This window comes from Gottschalkiaceae bacterium SANA (genome assembly GCA_036323355.1).
In the GTDB taxonomy this organism is placed as follows: domain Bacteria; phylum Bacillota; class Clostridia; order Tissierellales; family GPF-1; genus GPF-1.
This window is the reverse complement of the sequence record AP028876.1, coordinates 968,596-985,439: the sequence shown is the minus strand read 5'-3', so window position 1 is coordinate 985,439 and position 16,844 is coordinate 968,596. Positions and strand designations below refer to the sequence as shown.

General features: G+C 44.7%; 17 protein-coding genes. 6 read left to right on the top strand and 11 right to left on the bottom strand.

Annotated features, from left to right (window positions below; translation table 11 throughout):
- Window positions 1-56: 56 nt before the first annotated feature.
- The 4 genes from AC25CA_RS04725 to AC25CA_RS04710 are packed head-to-tail and all read right to left on the bottom strand — an operon-like array spanning window position 57 to window position 3,925.
- The gene (locus AC25CA_RS04725) at window positions 57-1,055 is read right to left on the bottom strand and encodes a M42 family metallopeptidase (RefSeq protein WP_486815898.1); all 999 of its coding nucleotides are present in this window, start codon (window positions 1,053-1,055) and stop codon (window positions 57-59) included.
- Entirely contained in the window at window positions 1,056-2,072 is a 1,017-nt protein-coding gene (locus AC25CA_RS04720; RefSeq protein ID WP_486815897.1) for a M42 family metallopeptidase, read from the bottom strand.
- Window positions 2,054-3,121: a M42 family metallopeptidase gene (locus AC25CA_RS04715; RefSeq protein WP_486815896.1), complete on the bottom strand. Its 1,068-nt coding sequence runs from the start codon at window positions 3,119-3,121 to the stop codon at window positions 2,054-2,056. The genes AC25CA_RS04720 and AC25CA_RS04715 overlap by 19 nt, the downstream gene beginning before the upstream one ends.
- Window positions 3,122-3,139: 18 nt before the next feature.
- Window positions 3,140-3,925 (bottom strand): hypothetical protein, encoded by a 786-nt coding sequence (locus AC25CA_RS04710; RefSeq protein WP_486815895.1) that lies wholly within the window; start codon window positions 3,923-3,925, stop codon window positions 3,140-3,142.
- Between the two features lie 96 nt (window positions 3,926-4,021).
- Here AC25CA_RS04710 and AC25CA_RS04705 point away from each other — a divergent pair, with 96 nt between their 5' ends.
- From AC25CA_RS04705 to AC25CA_RS04685, 5 genes are all read left to right on the top strand, one after another.
- Window positions 4,022-4,330, top strand: coding sequence for a hypothetical protein (locus AC25CA_RS04705; protein WP_486815894.1), 309 nt, complete (start codon window positions 4,022-4,024; stop codon window positions 4,328-4,330).
- Between the two features lie 279 nt (window positions 4,331-4,609).
- Window positions 4,610-5,308, top strand: coding sequence for a Crp/Fnr family transcriptional regulator (locus AC25CA_RS04700; protein WP_486815893.1), 699 nt, complete (start codon window positions 4,610-4,612; stop codon window positions 5,306-5,308).
- A complete protein-coding gene (locus AC25CA_RS04695; RefSeq protein ID WP_486815892.1) occupies window positions 5,305-6,339 on the top strand; it encodes an ABC transporter substrate-binding protein in 1,035 nt (344 codons plus the stop codon). Before AC25CA_RS04700 ends, AC25CA_RS04695 begins: the two co-directional genes overlap by 4 nt.
- Window positions 6,314-7,081, top strand: coding sequence for an ABC transporter permease (locus AC25CA_RS04690; protein WP_486815891.1), 768 nt, complete (start codon window positions 6,314-6,316; stop codon window positions 7,079-7,081). The genes AC25CA_RS04695 and AC25CA_RS04690 overlap by 26 nt, the downstream gene beginning before the upstream one ends.
- A complete protein-coding gene (locus AC25CA_RS04685; RefSeq protein WP_486815890.1) occupies window positions 7,068-7,736 on the top strand; it encodes an ABC transporter ATP-binding protein in 669 nt (222 codons plus the stop codon). The genes AC25CA_RS04690 and AC25CA_RS04685 overlap by 14 nt, the downstream gene beginning before the upstream one ends.
- A gap of 38 nt (window positions 7,737-7,774) precedes the next feature.
- Here AC25CA_RS04685 and pta read toward each other — a convergent pair whose 3' ends face one another.
- From pta to AC25CA_RS04650, 7 genes are all read right to left on the bottom strand, one after another.
- Entirely contained in the window at window positions 7,775-8,779 is a 1,005-nt protein-coding gene (pta, locus tag AC25CA_RS04680; RefSeq protein WP_486815889.1) for a phosphate acetyltransferase, read from the bottom strand.
- A gap of 58 nt (window positions 8,780-8,837) precedes the next feature.
- On the bottom strand, window positions 8,838-9,641 hold the full coding sequence (locus AC25CA_RS04675; protein WP_486815888.1) for an inositol monophosphatase family protein: 804 nt from the start codon (window positions 9,639-9,641) through the stop codon (window positions 8,838-8,840).
- Window positions 9,631-10,047 carry a hypothetical protein gene (locus AC25CA_RS04670; protein WP_486815887.1) on the bottom strand — a complete coding sequence of 139 codons (417 nt, stop codon included), beginning with the start codon at window positions 10,045-10,047 and terminating at the stop codon, window positions 9,631-9,633. Before AC25CA_RS04670 ends, AC25CA_RS04675 begins: the two co-directional genes overlap by 11 nt.
- A gap of 11 nt (window positions 10,048-10,058) precedes the next feature.
- The gene (locus AC25CA_RS04665; RefSeq protein WP_486815886.1) at window positions 10,059-11,672 is read right to left on the bottom strand and encodes an NAD(P)/FAD-dependent oxidoreductase; all 1,614 of its coding nucleotides are present in this window, start codon (window positions 11,670-11,672) and stop codon (window positions 10,059-10,061) included.
- Entirely contained in the window at window positions 11,669-12,919 is a 1,251-nt protein-coding gene (locus AC25CA_RS04660) for a BaiN/RdsA family NAD(P)/FAD-dependent oxidoreductase (protein ID WP_486815885.1), read from the bottom strand. The genes AC25CA_RS04665 and AC25CA_RS04660 overlap by 4 nt, the downstream gene beginning before the upstream one ends.
- A 66-nt stretch (window positions 12,920-12,985) precedes the next feature.
- Window positions 12,986-13,753 (bottom strand): DUF1295 domain-containing protein, encoded by a 768-nt coding sequence (locus AC25CA_RS04655; RefSeq protein WP_486815884.1) that lies wholly within the window; start codon window positions 13,751-13,753, stop codon window positions 12,986-12,988.
- A complete protein-coding gene (locus AC25CA_RS04650) occupies window positions 13,741-15,525 on the bottom strand; it encodes a DegV family protein (protein ID WP_486815883.1) in 1,785 nt (594 codons plus the stop codon). The genes AC25CA_RS04655 and AC25CA_RS04650 overlap by 13 nt, the downstream gene beginning before the upstream one ends.
- 135 nt (window positions 15,526-15,660) lie before the next feature.
- Between AC25CA_RS04650 and AC25CA_RS04645 the strand changes: the two genes are divergently transcribed.
- Entirely contained in the window at window positions 15,661-16,815 is a 1,155-nt protein-coding gene (locus AC25CA_RS04645; RefSeq protein WP_486815882.1) for an amidohydrolase, read from the top strand.
- The last annotated feature ends 29 nt before the right edge of the window (window positions 16,816-16,844 follow it).

Here is a 16,844-nt window from a genome sequence, read left to right as displayed (position 1 = left end):
TTCTTCAATCGCTGTAATGGTTACCCAATGCCATTTAGAACGAGCTTCTTTTCGAATTAAATTTCAAAGGGCCTTTCCAGTGATTGCACCAACAGCTGAACCGCTGCTTCTACATCCACTTTGGAGATCACTTCATGGTCCGAGTGACCATAACGGGTTGGAATCGACAAACAAGAAGCAGGAACGCCTTCTTTGGTCAGACTCATGGCACCGGCATCCGTTCCACCGAACTCCAAAACCTCCATTTGATATTTGATTTTATTGTCTTCGCAAAGAGCAATCAATCGGTCATTCACCTTAGGGTGAGACAACAAAGAATTGTCTCGCACCTTGATGGCAACACCGTCGTGAAGAGAAACCGCAAATCGTCTTGCTTCCGGTGTATCGCCCGACAAGGTAATATCCACTGCTAATCCGATATCGGGTTCAATGCTGTAGGCACTTGTTTTCGCTCCCCGGGTTCCCACCTCTTCTTGTACGGTAAATACAAAATAGCAATCGTTCTCCACTTTTCCCAATCGCTTCAAGGCTTCGATCATCACAAAGCAACCGATACGGTCGTCCATGCATCGTGCCATAGCCGTATGCTCAGTTTCATAATACTCGCTGTAATAGACACAAATATCCCCAATAGCAATCCACCCCAAAGCTTCCTCTTTGGATTTCGCACCAATGTCCAAATAGAGGTGCTCAAGTCGTGTTTTCTGAATTTCTTGCTTCTCCTCTTTGCCAACAATGCCGATCCGTCCATCCGCGAATTCAAATCGCTGACCAATGGTTACTTCAACCATAATCCCGCCAACATTAGTAAAGCGCACAAAACCTTTGTCGTCTACATCGGTTACCATTAATCCGATTTGATCCATATGTCCGGCAATCATCACCTTTGGACCCTGACCTTTTTTGCGAGCAATTAAATTACCAAGTGAATCCACACTGATCTCATCAACAAAGTCTTTAATCTCTTTTTCAATATGGGCAACCACTTTTTCTTCATGACCCGAGGGACCATAGATCCCTGTAATATTTTTTAGTCCTTCTGAATTAAATTTCATCTATGCTTCCTCCTTCTCGTTGGCCGACACCCATGCTGTCAACAGTGCTTTCATACCCTGCAGATCTCGCTCGTCACAAACCGCCACAGGACTATGCATATATCGAATCGGTAAGCCGAGGAGACCTACTTTGCGTCCCTCTTCTACCAACTGCATGAAATTCGATTCGAAGTATTGGGTGCCGTGTACAGCGCTTTGAACGGATACAACCGCTTTTTTCGCCGCTTTCTCTAATCCATTTCGCATCTTACGATCCATAATGGCACGTGTTCCCTTGATCAAAATACAAGGCCCTTTTCCAAGTATAATCTTGGACTGACGACCCTTGTGGTCTGGCGAATCCGTTGCATCAATCCCATCCAAAATCAAAATTTCATCGGGCTTCGTACCCCAGCTAACTGGTATTGCACCACGCCCGCCGATCAGTCGCATAACCGTAAAAGCAACAACAATACTGGCTTCATGCTCACCCTTTAAGAGTTCAAGAAGAGCTTCAATAGGAAGTCGGCTGTCTAATGCTTTGCCCTTCCACTTGCGGTCACCAAAGGCTTCACCCTCCACTGCAAGTGAAACAAAGTCACCACGACTCACTTTCCCCTCAGCCTCATCTTTACTTGAGGCACCAATATCAATATACAAAGACTTTCGACCAATCATCTCTTTTCGTTCTGCAGCCTTTTGAAGATGAATCGGTTTTGCACCAATTACACCAGGAACCTCATCTTTTCCGATAAGAACACGTTTAGAAACCCATTGTTTCAAATCAAGAGGACCCACGGTTAGGAATTTAATCAAACCAGCAGAATCAATCTCAGACACCATTAAACCCACTTCATCCATATGGGCAACCAATAGAATTTCACGCGGACTCCGACCAGGTTTCTTCACCACTACATTGCCTAAGGCATCGATCTTTGGCGTTAATCCCAAGTCTTTGATCTCTTGAAGAATCAAATTTCGAACCGCTGTCTCTTCTCCCGATACCCCAGGTAGTCGAACTAGTTTGTCTCGTAACACAGCAATTCCTCCTTCTTTTCCCCAGTTATATCCGCAATCAAATGCGCCAACAATTGGGCGGTCAGCTCAATATCCTTCATACGAATCGTTTCTACAGAGGTATGCATATAGCGCAGAGGTAATGATACAACCGCTACCGGTACACCTTGTCTTACGATTTGCATGGGTTGACCGTTGGTCCCAGATCCCGTTGGCGTCAATTCCAATTGTGTTGGAATTTGATACGTCTTCGCCGTATCCAACAACATGTGATACAGCTTTCGATGAGAATTTGAACCCAAACTGATTCCAGGTCCTTTGCCCATTTCCAATCCATCTTCGATGGAAACTTCCGGAGTCATGCCAAAACCAACATCTACGGCTATAGCAAAATCTGGCTGCCATTTATGCACCCCGATTCGTGCGCCCAGTCCCGTTGTTTCTTCCTGAACGGAGGATTGAAAAATAACGCGCGCTTCATGGCGAAGCTTTTTCAATTCCTGAGCGCAAGCATACATGACTGCAATCCCAGCTCGATCATCCAAGGCTTTTCCCGTCATGCAATCTCCCATTAGATCTAAGGTTTCTCTACGGATTGTCGCTCGGTCACCAATACGGATCAAACTTCTAACTTGTTCTACTGTCAATCCCGTATCAATCATCAATTCGCCCAAGGGTAGAATCTTTTCCATTTCTTCCGGTGCTTGAATGGCGGTTGATTTTGCTGAAATAACCCCAACAACTTGTTGGCGGCCATGGATCACAACTTCTTGCGCCAAAAGGGTTCGAGGATCAAAACCGCCGGCTTGATGGATATACAAATACCCCTCATCCGTAATATCCTTGACCATTAAAGCAATCTCATCCACATGGGCATCGATCAAGATAATTGGCGGATTTTCACTGATCTCCGTCGGCTCTTTTACTGCATACACATTTCCCATGCGATCTGTTTCCACCGAGTCGACCCACGGTGAAAATCCACTCGCAACAATAGCACTCGCTTCAGCCTCCTGGCCGGAAGGACCATTTGCATTGGCAATTTCCTGCAAGAATTCTTTTGTATTCATGTCATCCCCCTTTTCTTTTTATGCTTTGTCGGTCCAATGTTCAGCCGTCTTTGAAAACACGTTTTCATAGGCTGGATTTTTCAATTTTTCCCACCATTCATCTCGAACTTCTGTTTCCTGCATCCGATGATAGGTTGCCCCAATATAAAACTGATAGAGCATTCTTTCCAATCGATAATCTGGCGATAAATATCCTTTAAAACTGCTAATTTGATCAGACTCCGCATTTTCTTTTGCCTGATCCGCCCATTTTTTTGCTTCTTCAAATTGATTCATGGATGCGCATGCGTAAGCCATAATCGATTCGCTTCCCTTTAGGTAAAAGGTGCCTTTTGCGTCTATCAACAATTTCATGGCACGAGCAGGTTGTTTTTCTTGTAGCAAAAAGGTTTGTGCCAAATAGACATCATGAAGAGCTTTCTGCGGCGCTTCCATATGCTCCATTTCTAATTCGGATAAAAGGCTTTCCGCTTCTTTCACGTCCCCTTTATTTAAATGACAAATGGCCATATTCATCTTCATATTTTCGATTACTTGCGGCTTCTTCTTCGAAATTTTAGGCAATTCTCGTTCATAGATCATCAAGGCATAATCATAATCACCCTTCAACAAGGCCTCAGCCATGCGCCGTTTTTCCTTCTGACGATCGAATAAAGTCACAATAAAAAACAGGATCAATAGAATCCCATAGTGACGATAGTCGAATCTTAATCCATTCTTATAGCCTACGAACCCCACAATTGCTGCAAGTGCAACAAATATACTCACCATTGGGATTGGTTGTTTCGTCCTCTTTTTCTTCATGTCATTCTCCTCTGCATTCATTCTTATTTGCAACTCACATAAACTTATTATATCATGGGACAAATGGAAAAAATAGCCGTTCAAAAGGAGATTCCCATGCATCTATTCGCTTGGGGAGGAATTGTTCTTGGATTTCTCTTTGTACTCACCGGATTTACCCTGCAAAAGAATGTTTCAGGCCATCCCTTGGCTCACCTCGCAAACCGTCATCAAAGTCCAAACTTCTATCGACGCATGCAAGGACAGGCTTTATATTTCCTTGCCTTATTTCTATGGATACCTTCTTTACGTATCTTACGAGGACTCGAAACCAATGTCATTCAATTTCTTGTTCTTCTTGGAGTTGGTCTATTCATCTTTGGATTTTTTCAATTGATTCTTATTTTTACCAACCGCAAAAACTAGCAAATCTACCTTCATCTCTTAATGAAGGACCGTCAGGAGGACGGGCCTACGATTATATGTTTATGAAGGACCGTCATGAGGACGGGCCTACGATTATATGTTAATGAAGGACCGTCATGAGGACGGGCCTACGATTATATGTTAATGAAGGACCGTCATGAGGACGGGCCTACGATTATATGTTAATGAAGGACCGTCAGGCTTCCAATTTATTTTTTGGGGGTTTTTTTTATTTTTATAGACGAATAAGACTTCGTGTGATATATTATTATCAAGCCAGTGTCTTATATAAGACACTCTAAGAAAGAGGGTGAGCGTATTCAATTCTTACAACTAAAAAAACAATTTCCACTATTCTCAACGACCACAGTCGACGAATGGGAAGCCTCTGTCAAACCTAATGAAACGACAATCGCATCCTTTGTCTCCGGGGAAATCCTGCAATCCTTTCAACCCGCCCAAGCGAGAATCGGGCTCATTTTAGAGGGAAGTGCAGCCGCTTTTACCCATGACAAAAAGATCGTACGAAAGTTTACAGCGCCTCATCTATTCGGATTGTCAGCACTCTTTGCCCTCACGCCATCCTATCCAACTGAAATCATCGCTGCTTGCAGTGGAGAAATTTTTTGGTTACAGGACAAAGCCATTCAAAGACTTCTACAAAACTCACCAGGCTTTTTGCAGCAATATCTGCAGGTTACCAGCGAAAAACTGATCTTTCTCAATGCACATATCGATCTTTTGCTATACGAATCAGCGCGGGAACGAATTGAAGCCTTTCTGATCCACACCTGGAAAAGAAAAGGGAACCCTTGCCACATTTCCTACAATCGGACAGAATGGGCGCAATACCTAGGGATAAGCCGGGCAAGCCTGTATCGAGAGTTGCACGCCCTCGAGGAAATGGGTTGGATCGAAATAAAAAACAAAGAAATCCATCTAACAAAAACAATGGAAGAAAAGAGGAATTTACAATGAAAAAAACGAGTTTAGTCGCACTTTTATTGATTATGATTTTAATGATTGTCGGATGCACACCAACAGAGGCACCAACACCTGAAGCAGTAGAACCACCCGCACAAACAGAGGAAGCGGTCGTTCAAGAAGAACCAGCTTTAGATCCTGTCGACATCATGATCGGCACCCTAAAAGGACCTACGGGAATGGGCATGGCGCAATTGATGATGGAAGATCCAGAGGGTCTGTCTCTTGAATTTGCCATCGAAGCAGCACCCGATGCCATTACTGCCAAGGTCTTAAGCGGCGAATTGGATTTCGCGGCTGTTCCAACCAATCTAGCTTCCATTCTTTATCAAAAAACAGAGGGTGCTTATCGCCTAGCAGGCATCAATACCCTGGGTGTACTTTATGTGATCACCGATTCCACATTAACCATTGAAACCATTGCCGATCTAAAGGGCCAATCCATCAATGTTAGCGGCAAGGGAGCAACACCCGATTTCGCCCTTCGTTATCTTTTGGAAAACGCGGGTCTTGATCCAGAAGTCGATGTAACCCTGGATTATGCACTGGATCATGCCAGCTCAGCTCAAGCCTTGATTGGCGGAGACATTCATGCTGCCTTGTTACCTCAACCATTCGTTACACAAGTTATGATGAAGAACCCCGACCTTTCCATCGGTTTAGATTTAACCACTGCCTGGGAAGATGCCGTACCGGGAACGACCATGCCAATGGGTGGTTTGCTTGTAAAGACTGAATTTGCCGATGCACATCCAGAAGCGGTAGCAAACTTTTTGAAGGCCTATGAGTCTTCCGTAGCCTGGGTAAACGCAGATCCAAAAGCGGCCAGCCAAGTAATCGCTCAAGTCGGTATTTTACCAATGGCGGTTTTAGCGGAGAAAGCCATTCCAAATTCAAATATTGTATGGATTAACGGAAGCGATATGGACACCACTTTAACTCCTTTTCTAGCAGCTATGGAAGCCTTTAATCCAAAATCCATAGGAGGCAGCATGCCAGATGAAAACTTCTATTTCATTCAATAAACCTTGGAAACAAAAACTAATTGCCGGTTTATTTTGGCTCCTCCTCTGGGGGGGCCTTTCGGCCGTGATTCATAAAGAAATCTATCTGCCCAGCCCTTATACAACCCTGAAACAAGTGGTAATCAATCTCAGCCTACCAGAGGGTTGGCTGATCCTTGGCCTTTCATGGATTCGAGTATGGGGTGGTTTTTTTCTATCCTTCAGCCTTGGCATTCTCTTGGGATTCCCCAGCGGCTTGATTTCCGGCATCTACACCTGGCTAGAGCCCATGGTTCAAATTATCAAATCAACCCCGGTTATCGCCTTGATCCTTTTGGTATTGATCTGGGTACCTTCGGATTTGGTTCCCTTGATTATCAGCTTTTTGATTGGGTTTCCCGTCATCTGGGCACAAACGACCGAGGGTGTCCGACGAACAGACCCCAAACTCCTGGAAATGGCACGGGTTTTCCATCTATCACCCATCAAACGGATGAAGCAAATCTATTTTCCTTCTGCCTGGCCAGCCATCCGACACGCGTCACAAACCGCAGTCGGACTCTGTTGGAAGGCCAGTGTTGCAGCAGAGGTCTTAAGCCACCCTCGCCTTGCCATTGGATCCAAGCTCTATGACGCCAAGGTCTATCTGGAAACGCCCGATCTCTTTGCCTGGACCATGATTCTCATTTTGGCCAGCATGATCACAGAAAAAGTCTTTGTCGCCTTCTTCCATCAAAGGAGGGATCTCAATGCCAACCATTAAAAATCTAACCCAATCATACGGTTCTTTGCTTCTCTATGAAAATTTTTCCATGGATCTAAAACAGAATGCCATAACAGCATTAATTGGACCCTCTGGCTGTGGAAAGACGACCCTGGCACAAATCTTATCGGGCCTCTTACCCGTTGAATCTGGAGATCTGAAAGACTTTAAATTTCTTGCCATCTCCTATGTTTTTCAAGAGCCACGTTTGTTGCCTTGGTTAAGTGTGCGGGAGAATTTGGCTATGATTCACGATGAGCCCGCAGCCATCGACGAGATCCTAGCAGCCGTTTCCCTGACAGAGAAAGCCAACGCTTTGCCACAAACTCTATCGGGCGGTCAGCAGCAACGAGTCGCCTTAGCACGAGGATTTCTCTATCCTTCTGATCTTCTCATCTTGGATGAACCCTTCAGCAACCTGGATCCCCAATTGAAGAGTCAGATGATTCGACTCTTTGAACAACTATGGATCCGCAATCAAAAAACGGTTCTCTTGATCACCCACGATCACAAAACCGCCTTGCAGGTTGCCGACGAACTCTATCAATTAGAAATGCCTCCACATAGAAATATCAAACACCTCCCTCTCATACTTGATCGAAAAAAAAGAGATGATCGTTGGATGGAAGAGATACAGACAAAAATCATGGAATAAAAAAATCCCGCGAATCGCTTCGCGGGATTTCTGTATGTTTATGCGTTTTTTGCCATCTGCGCTTGAAGGGCAGTCAAGGCTACCGTGCCAACGATGTCCGCTGCATAACAGCCGCGAGACAAATCATTAACCGGTTTTGCCAATCCCTGAATAACAGGACCATAAGCATTGGCGTTTGCAAAGCGTTGAACCAATTTGTATCCAATGTTTCCAGCATCAAGATCCGGGAAGACCAATACATTGGCAGAACCAGCAACCTTTGATTCCGGTGCTTTCTTCTTACCGATTGCATCCACAATAGCTGCATCCAATTGAAGTTCTCCGTCCAATGCCAAATCTGGCGCCAATTCCTTGGCAATTCTTGTCGCTTCAACAACTTTATCCACGTCCGCATGTTTTGCAGATCCGTATGTAGAATGAGAAAGCATAGCTACAACCGCTTCCTTTTGAACAAAGGCTTCAAATGTCTTAGCTGAAGTAATAGCAATATGTGCCATCTCTTCCGCACTTGGATTTTGATTCAATGCCGTATCAGCAAATACCAAAATACCACCTTCACCAAATTCGCAGTTTGGTACTTCCATAACGAAAGCAGCCGATGCCAATTTTACCCCAGGTGCAGTCTTCAAGATTTGAAGGGCCGGTCTAAGCACATCACCCGTTGAGTGAATAGCACCAGATACCATGCCGTCTGCCAATTCCATCTTAACCAGCATGCAGCCAAAATACAATGGATTTGTCAGCAATAATTCTTTTGCCGATTCTACTGTCATACCTTTTCTTTTTCGAAGCTCAACCAAAAGCTCAACCATCGCATCCGTTTTCTCGTAGGTTGCAGGATCGATAATAATTGCTTTTTCGACTTCAGGATTACCAGCTGCCGCAACAATTTCCTCACGCTTACCAATCAAAATGATCTTGGCGATTCCATCCTTTAAAACCTCACAAGCTGCTTCCAGGTTGCGTTCTTCCAATGATTCTGGCAATACAATCGTTTGCAAATCTTTTTTTGCTTGTTCTTTTAGTTTCGTTAGAAAATCCATCTCTATACCTTCCTTTATACAAAATTTACTTCTACATTATATAGAAAAGACTTTCGATTCACAAGCTAGAATCCGTCAAAATCGGCATGAGCTTTTGTACAAGGGACTCATTCCCTGTCACAATGGAAATCTCACGCTCCTCCTGATAAATTTTCCACACCGCCCCTGCCTCTTCCAAGATCACGCAGGCAGCGGCAATATCCCATTCTTTCAAAGTCATTTCCCAGTAAATATCAAATCTTCCGCAGGCTACACAACAAAGATCGAAAGCCGCGCATCCCGTACGCCGCATGCCGCGTACTTGTGGTACCAAGGCCGAAATTTCCCGCAGATTATTGCGCTCATTAGTCCCCTTGTCGTAAGGAAATCCTGTGCAGGCCAGGGAATGAACCAAGTCAGTCTTGTCTCCTACTTGAATCGTCTTGCCGTTCAGAGTAGCTCCCTCGCCTTTTACACCAACAAACCATTCCTTCAATGCAGGAATATGTACGATACCACCAATGCCTACTTTTTGATACTTGATCCCCACACTAATAGCAAAGATGGGAAAACGCTGTGCATAATTATTGGTTCCATCCACAGGATCCACAATCCATTGATAATCCGCATCCGAATTATGGTGTGTTCCTTCCTCACCTAGAATGCCATCCCCAGGATAGTTTTCCATGATCCATTCAGAAATGATTCGCTCCGATTCTTTGTCAACCCGAGTAACCAAATCCATTGCAGAAGATTTGGTATCAACACCCAAATCATCCTTTTGCTGTTCTTTTAATTGATATTGACCCAATTCCTCAATGAGACCAAGGATTCGATCCACTCGACCCCTTGCTCCCTGTATGACCTCTTTATTAATTTCCATATCGATTCACTCCCTGATAAAGCAATTCCGAAAAGGCAATAAATAAAAAGAATACGGAACTGACGATGGGTACAAACACACCCACAAGGATCACGACCACACCAAGGAGAGGTTCAACACCAAAGCGCTGATAAAACTCATATTGAAAATAGGCAAAGATCATGGGTGCAGCAAGCCAACCGATCACGGGGATGGCAAACAGCAAAACAATCAGAATATGCCATGCACTCCGATCGATAATGTGGAAGAAGAGAATAAATTGTAGAATTGGAATAAAGGCAATCCATTCATTCTTCACTCCCGCTTTCTGCGCCAATCGATAGAAACCAAAGGCTTGCAAAAGATAAATGGCAAAAAGCATGATTGGACTTTGAGTCAGTTCTTGTAACCCTGATAAAGTTGACATAGTTTTCCTCCTTATGCTTGAATATTTTCTACGATTTTCTCTGCGCATCGAATTCCATCAATGGCAGAGGATGTAATTCCTCCCGCATAGCCAGCGCCCTCTCCGATTGGATAGAGTCCACTATGGGAAAAGCTCTCTAGACTTACCGGATCCCGCACCAAGCGAACTGGTGAAGATGAACGACTTTCAACGGCTGTCAACACCGCATCAGGTCGATCAAAACCCTTAATCTTGCGTCCAAAATAGGGAATGGCTTCTTTTAATGCTGAAACAACAAAGTCTGGTAGAATTTGATCCAACTGTGTCCATGCAATCATGGGTCGATAACTAGGGACAATTTTTCCTTTAGGCAAATCTGCAAGACCTAAAAACGAGCCGACCCGCTCTACAGGAGCTGCGTAGTTTTCCCCACCCAAGCGAAAGGCTTTTTGCTCCAGATCACGCTGAAAAGCGATCCCTGCCAAAGGGGATACCAAGCCCGAATTGTTTGTTTCAGATACCACGGTTGCGTAATCAGCAGGATTAACCTGAACCAAAAGGGCTGAATTCGCATTTTCCTTATCTCGGGCGTATTCGCTCATCCCGTTAACCACAAGGCCACCGAGTTCCGATGCTGCCGCAACGACTTGGCCACCCGGACACATGCAAAAGGAGTAGACCCCGCGTCCTGTTGAATCCGTAAAACGCAGCGCATAGCTAGCCGCACCCAATCTTGGATGACCCGCATGCTCACCGTATTGGTTTTGATCGATCATGGCCTGGCCATGTTCAATTCGAACCCCCACAGCAATGGCTTTTGCTTCCATTTGAATCCCCTTTGCATGGAGCCAAGAAAAGGTGTCTCTGGCGCTATGGCCAATGGCCATGCATACTTGGTCTGTCGAAATAATCTCTTCTCCATTGACCTCGACACCAACCACTTGATTGCCTTCCACGACTAAATCTGTAACCCGCTGCTGAAATCGCACGCTTCCACCCAAAGATTCAATTTCCAGTCGAATCTTTTTCACAATTTCTCGTAATCGATCGGTTCCCAAATGGGGTTTTTTTGTCCATAAAATTTCCCTGGGCGCCCCGGCCTTTACAAAGGTCTGCATCACCCGTTCAATCCGCTGATCCTTGCTCCTTGAGGTTAACTTTCCATCGGAAAATGTCCCCGCCCCGCCTTCACCAAACTGAACATTGGATTCTTCATTCAAAATTCCTTGCGACCAAAATCGTTCAACGTCGATTTGACGCTCATCCACTGACTTCCCACGCTCTAGCACAATGGGCTTTAAACCCGCCTGTGCCAGATACAGGGCACAGAACATGCCCGCCGGACCGAAGCCCACCACAAGGGGTCGTGTTTTTTGTTCCTTTGAAACAGGCAGAATCTCCTTCAGTGGAGGTGGCGTACGTTTCAAGGCTGGAAATTGTTTTAAAATTTTCTGTTCATTTTTTACAGTCACATCCACGGTGTATATCAGCCTGAGAGGTTTTCTCTTTCGGGCATCAATGGATTCCCGATAAATCTCATATCCCAGAAGGTCATTTTTATCAATCTTTAATTTTTCACAAATCTTAAAGAAAATCTTGTCTGTCGGCTCTGTGATCCGCAAAGCAATATCGTGCACCCGGATCATGATTGTTCCTCTGAAGCGGACATTCCCGCCAGATAGCCCGTTGAAAAAGCAATTTGAAGATTAAATCCACCCGTCAAGGCATCCACATCCAATACTTCTCCCGCAAAATACAAGCCCTCCACCTTTTTTGAAGCCATAGTGGAAGGATCCACGTCTTTGACGGAAACACCACCAACGGTGATAATCGCTTCCTTAAATCCCTTCAGTCCCCGTCCTTGAATGGGCAAGAACTTCAGCGTTTGAACCAAGGCTTCGCGCTGTTTTTTATTCACTTGATGAACAGCCATCTCTGGATCCAGACCGCTTTTTTCAATCACAATGGGAATCAAGGCCTGTGGCAACAATTCCTTAAGTACGGTTTTCAGCTGCTTAAGATGAAAGGCTTGGAAATCCCGAAGAATCCGGCGATCCAACTTTTCCTTACTTAAAGCCGGCTTCAAATCAATCCAAAATTCCGTGTTGGTAAACTCGCCATTCTCCCGAACAACGCCCTCTTGAATCAAATATCGCCCAGCAGTAAGTACAACCGGACCCGAGATCCCGTCATGGGTAAAAAGAAGATCTCCAAAATATTCCTTCTTCTTTTTTGCCTTTGTAATCAGGCTGATATTTTTCAATGACAAGCCGGCCAAATTCGGATTCCATGAATCTTCCGTTCGAAAAGCAACAAGGGCAGGCAAGGGCTGAACAATGGTATGGTCGTATGCTTTAGCCATATGATATCCATCGCCTGTTGATCCCGTTGCCGGATAAGATTTTCCACCCGTTGCCAAGATCACACGGTCAGCAGGGATTCTATTCCCTTTTTGATCTTCAGCACCGCGTAAAATTCCATCTTCAATCCAAAGTGTTTGAATGGGTGATCTCGTTCTCACCTTAATCCCAAGGTCAATGCAAGCTTTTAATAAAGCGTCCGCTACTGAAGTGGATTTATCACTCTCAGGAAAAACGCGATTACCGCGCTCCACCTTTAGAGCAAGGCCCTGATCTCGGAAAAATTCCATGACCTGCTCATTCGTAAAGGTATAAAATGCGCTATATAAAAAATTTGGATTTCCTATGGTGTTTTCAATAAATTGATCGATGGGTGCAGCATTGGTCAAATTACAACGACCCTTTCCCGTAATCAATAACTTACGGAGAACCCGTTCCATTTTTTCATAGACAATAACCTCTGCCCCATTTTTTCTTGCAGCATAAGCCGCCATCAAGCCGGCAGGACCGGCTCCAATTACCAATATTTTCATCTTTTTCTCCTCATATGAATTCATTTCATTGTAACATAAAAAAGAAGGCTCTAGTAGCAGAGCCTTTTACCCTTTTCTCGCAAACCACGGGAAGAAAAGCGAGGTGCGGGCCGCGTATTTTTGGAATTCCGGCCGCTTCATATATTTTTTTTCTAAGAGAGGAATCGAAATAAACCAAAGCACAGAAAAAATGGTCATGGGACTGATGATTGCCCAAATACCACCACCAGCTTGGAGAGCAATAAAAAGCAATCCCCACCATTGCACGGCTTCGCCAAAATAATTCGGGTGTCGTGTGAATTTCCACAGCCCCCGTGTCATAACATGTCCCTTATTCTCGGGTTTCTTAATAAAGCTGCGAAGTTGCGCATCACCAATAGACTCAAAAAGAAAGCCAACCATCCATACAAGTAAACCCACGCTTGCCAGCCAGCCCCAGTTTTGTTTAGCCTGTTCTGGCAGGGACAGCAAAGCAAAAGAAATCAGCCACATCAAAATTGCCTGCAGCAAATAGACCTGAATAAAGGCACGCAGAATCACCCAACGCCCCCATTCTTTTCTCCAATTGGCATAGCGAAAATCTTCTGGCTTGCCCCAGTTCCGCTTCAAAATATGATAGGTCAAGCGTAGGCCCCAAATGCTAATCAGTCCCGTCATGATCCACTGGTGAATACCAACATTTTCTGCTCTAGCAATCAGTGCCCAAGCCAGCATAACGAAGCCAAATCCCCAGCCCATATCCACAACTGAGTTATTCTTTGTTAGCGTACCCCAAATAAAGAAAACACAAAAATATACCACAACAAAAACCAAACCAAATATCAACTTCTCCATGTTTGCCCCTCTTTCATGTAAGCTACCGCAATTACACCCGACCCAGCACTAACGGTCACAATGGATGAAATCTGTGTCACCGATTCGCACCGTACATTCGGAATTTGACTTAATTTTCTCGCAAAGGCTTCTGCCTTTTTCAAATCATCCGAATAAGATACCTGCACGCGAATTTTCTGATCTTTCGCTTCCCGCTTGATCAATCGTTCCAAATGCCTCAAGCTGGCATCAAACTTTAAATGCATACCAAAGGCTGTCCCTTCGCCCTTCTCGTTAATGGAAATGATCGGTTTAATTCCAAGGGTTTGAAAGGTTCGTCCAACAGGGACGCTAAGTCGACCGCCTTGAATCATGGGTTTGACATCATGAATCGCAACAAAGATCTTTGATTGAGATCTTTTCTTTCGAATCCAATCCGCGACGATTGCCAAAGATTTTCCCTTTTCGATTTCTTTAACCGCTTCCCGCACCAAGAGCCCCTGAGCAGCCGAATTCTGACGGCTATCAATCACTTCTATTGGGAAATCCGTAAAAGATTCCGCCGCTAATTTCTTGACTTGATAGTAAAATCCGCTCATCTTTTTAGAAACCATCAAGGCCAAAATCCCATCATAATGGGATTGCAAAAAATCCAATCTTGCCTTAATTTCTGTGGGGCTAGGCACCGCGCTCGTCGGTAAGCTCTTTTCTGCTTTTACGCGCTCAATTACCCGATTTGCCGAGTAAGATATGCGATCAAGAAAAACTTGATCATCTTCCATGATGCCCACCGGAATGACATGTACTTGATGGGAGAGCACCCATTCCGGATCCAGATCAGCGATTGAGTCAGTCAATACGGCAATCTTAGTCCTGGGATGGTTGACCACACTGGACTGCAGCTTCATGTCCTCCACCTTCTGCATCACAACCCGCCCGCCGATTTTAGCAAATACGGCTTCAGGGTCATTCGTATGCAAATGAAAGCGTGCTTTGTCACCCCGATCCAATACAATTAATGAGTCTCCCATCTTGGAAAGACTTGCATGCATATCAGTCACCGATGGAACCTTCTCGATAATTCCTTCCGTACAATAACGGTATTCAGACTCTCCATGGCTTTGTATCATATCTTCGGATTGAAAGGGCTTAATCGCTTCCATGCCAACATCGTTATCCATGTGATTTGGATTTGTCATATATTTTGCAATTCCCTCCACGAAGGCCAAAAAACCTGCCGCACCCGAATCAATCACTTGATTCCGGCGGAGGGGTTCTAGCTGCATCATGGTCAAATCTAAAGCTTGCTTCATATGATTGCCTACTTCTTCCAATAAAGAGGCTCCACGATAGCCAGAATGATAATATTTTTCCAATTCCTCTGCCAGCACCCGCATCAGTGTGAGAATGGTGCCTTCTTGAGGTTTCTCAACAGCCGAATACGCAGCAGGAACAGCAGACTTAAATCCTTCGATCATCTCTTCAGGGGTAACGACCTCTTTGCCCTGTAACGACTCTGCCCAGCCATGAAAATACTGGGCAAGGATCATTCCAGAATTACCACGTGCGCTACTCATGGCTTTTTCGTCAATGGCAGCTGCCATGTGATCCACACGGAACTCTTCTTCAACCGAGTATAGAATTGATCGAACCGTGCTTGCTAAATTCGTTCCAGTATCGCCATCCGGTACCGGGAAGACATTGATGGCATTCAAATAGTCCTTTTGACGAATCAATGCCACTGCACCTGAGCGGAAGGCCGAATAGACAATTTTCCCATTGATTTCCTTCATTTGCAAGTCCTCCTGTGGTATAGTTACCCCATATAAACGTTTCTATGGGGTCATGCTATCCATAAAATGGATTTTCTATTTTATTCGTACCCCTATTTCTAAAATGACTAAACCCATATCGAAAGGAGCACCATTATGAAAATCATTCAAAACGCAACATTATATCAAGTCAGCGGACATCTACTCGCTAATCAGTGTATCCGCATTGAGAATGGAAAAATTACGGAAATTGGAAGCGATCTTCCTATTAAAGACGGTCAAGTGATTGATGCACAAGGTGCCCTTCTTTTTCCTGGCTTTATTGACGCCCATTGCCATCTAGGCATGTGGGAAGACGGCATTGGAGTTGAAGGCGCCGACGGCAACGAAATGGTCGATCCTGTCACACCACATATGCGCGCCATCGATGGAATTAATCCCATGGATCGCACCTTTGAAGAAGCGAGAAACGGGGGCATCACAGCTTGTGCAACAGGTCCAGGAAGCGCCAATGTCATCGGTGGTACATTTGCAGCAATTAAAACCGCTGGAAACCGCATCGACGATATGATCCTTCAAGATCCCCTGGCTATGAAATGCGCCTTTGGAGAAAATCCAAAACGCGTCTATGCAGACCAAAAGAAAACACCCTTTACCCGAATGGGAACAGCGGCTACCTTGCGCAAGACTCTCTTTCAAGCCAAGGAATATTGGAACAAAAAAAACAACAATCAAAACGATCCCAGCAAGCAGCCAGCCTTTGACATGAAGATGGAAGCCTTAGGTCCTGTTTTAACTAAGGAAATCCCTCTAAAGGCCCATGCACATCGAGCTGATGATATTTTTTCAGCCATTCGCATCGCCAAGGAATTTGATTGTAAATTAACTCTGGATCATTGCACCGAAGGCCATCTCATCGCAGATGATTTGGCAAAAGAAGGTTATCCAGCCCTCGTTGGACCATCTCTTTCGGAACGTTCCAAGTTTGAATTAAAAAACCTAACCTTTGAAACACCGGGTATTCTCTATCAAGCGGGAGTAAAAATCGCCATTATCACCGATTCTCCTGTGATTCCTCTTCAATACCTGCCACTTTGCGCTTCCCTTGCGTCCAAACATGGTTTGCCGAAAGAAGAGGCAATTAAAGCCATTACCATCAATGCTGCAGAAATTCTAGGTCTTGATGACCGAATCGGCAGTATTGAAATCGGAAAAGACGCAGACCTTGTTCTTTGGGATCAACATCCTTTCCAATATGATGCTAAGGTATTGATGACCTTGATCAACGGAGAAATTGTTTATAAAGCGTAACAGAGGTTACCAAAACTTCCCTTGTCCCT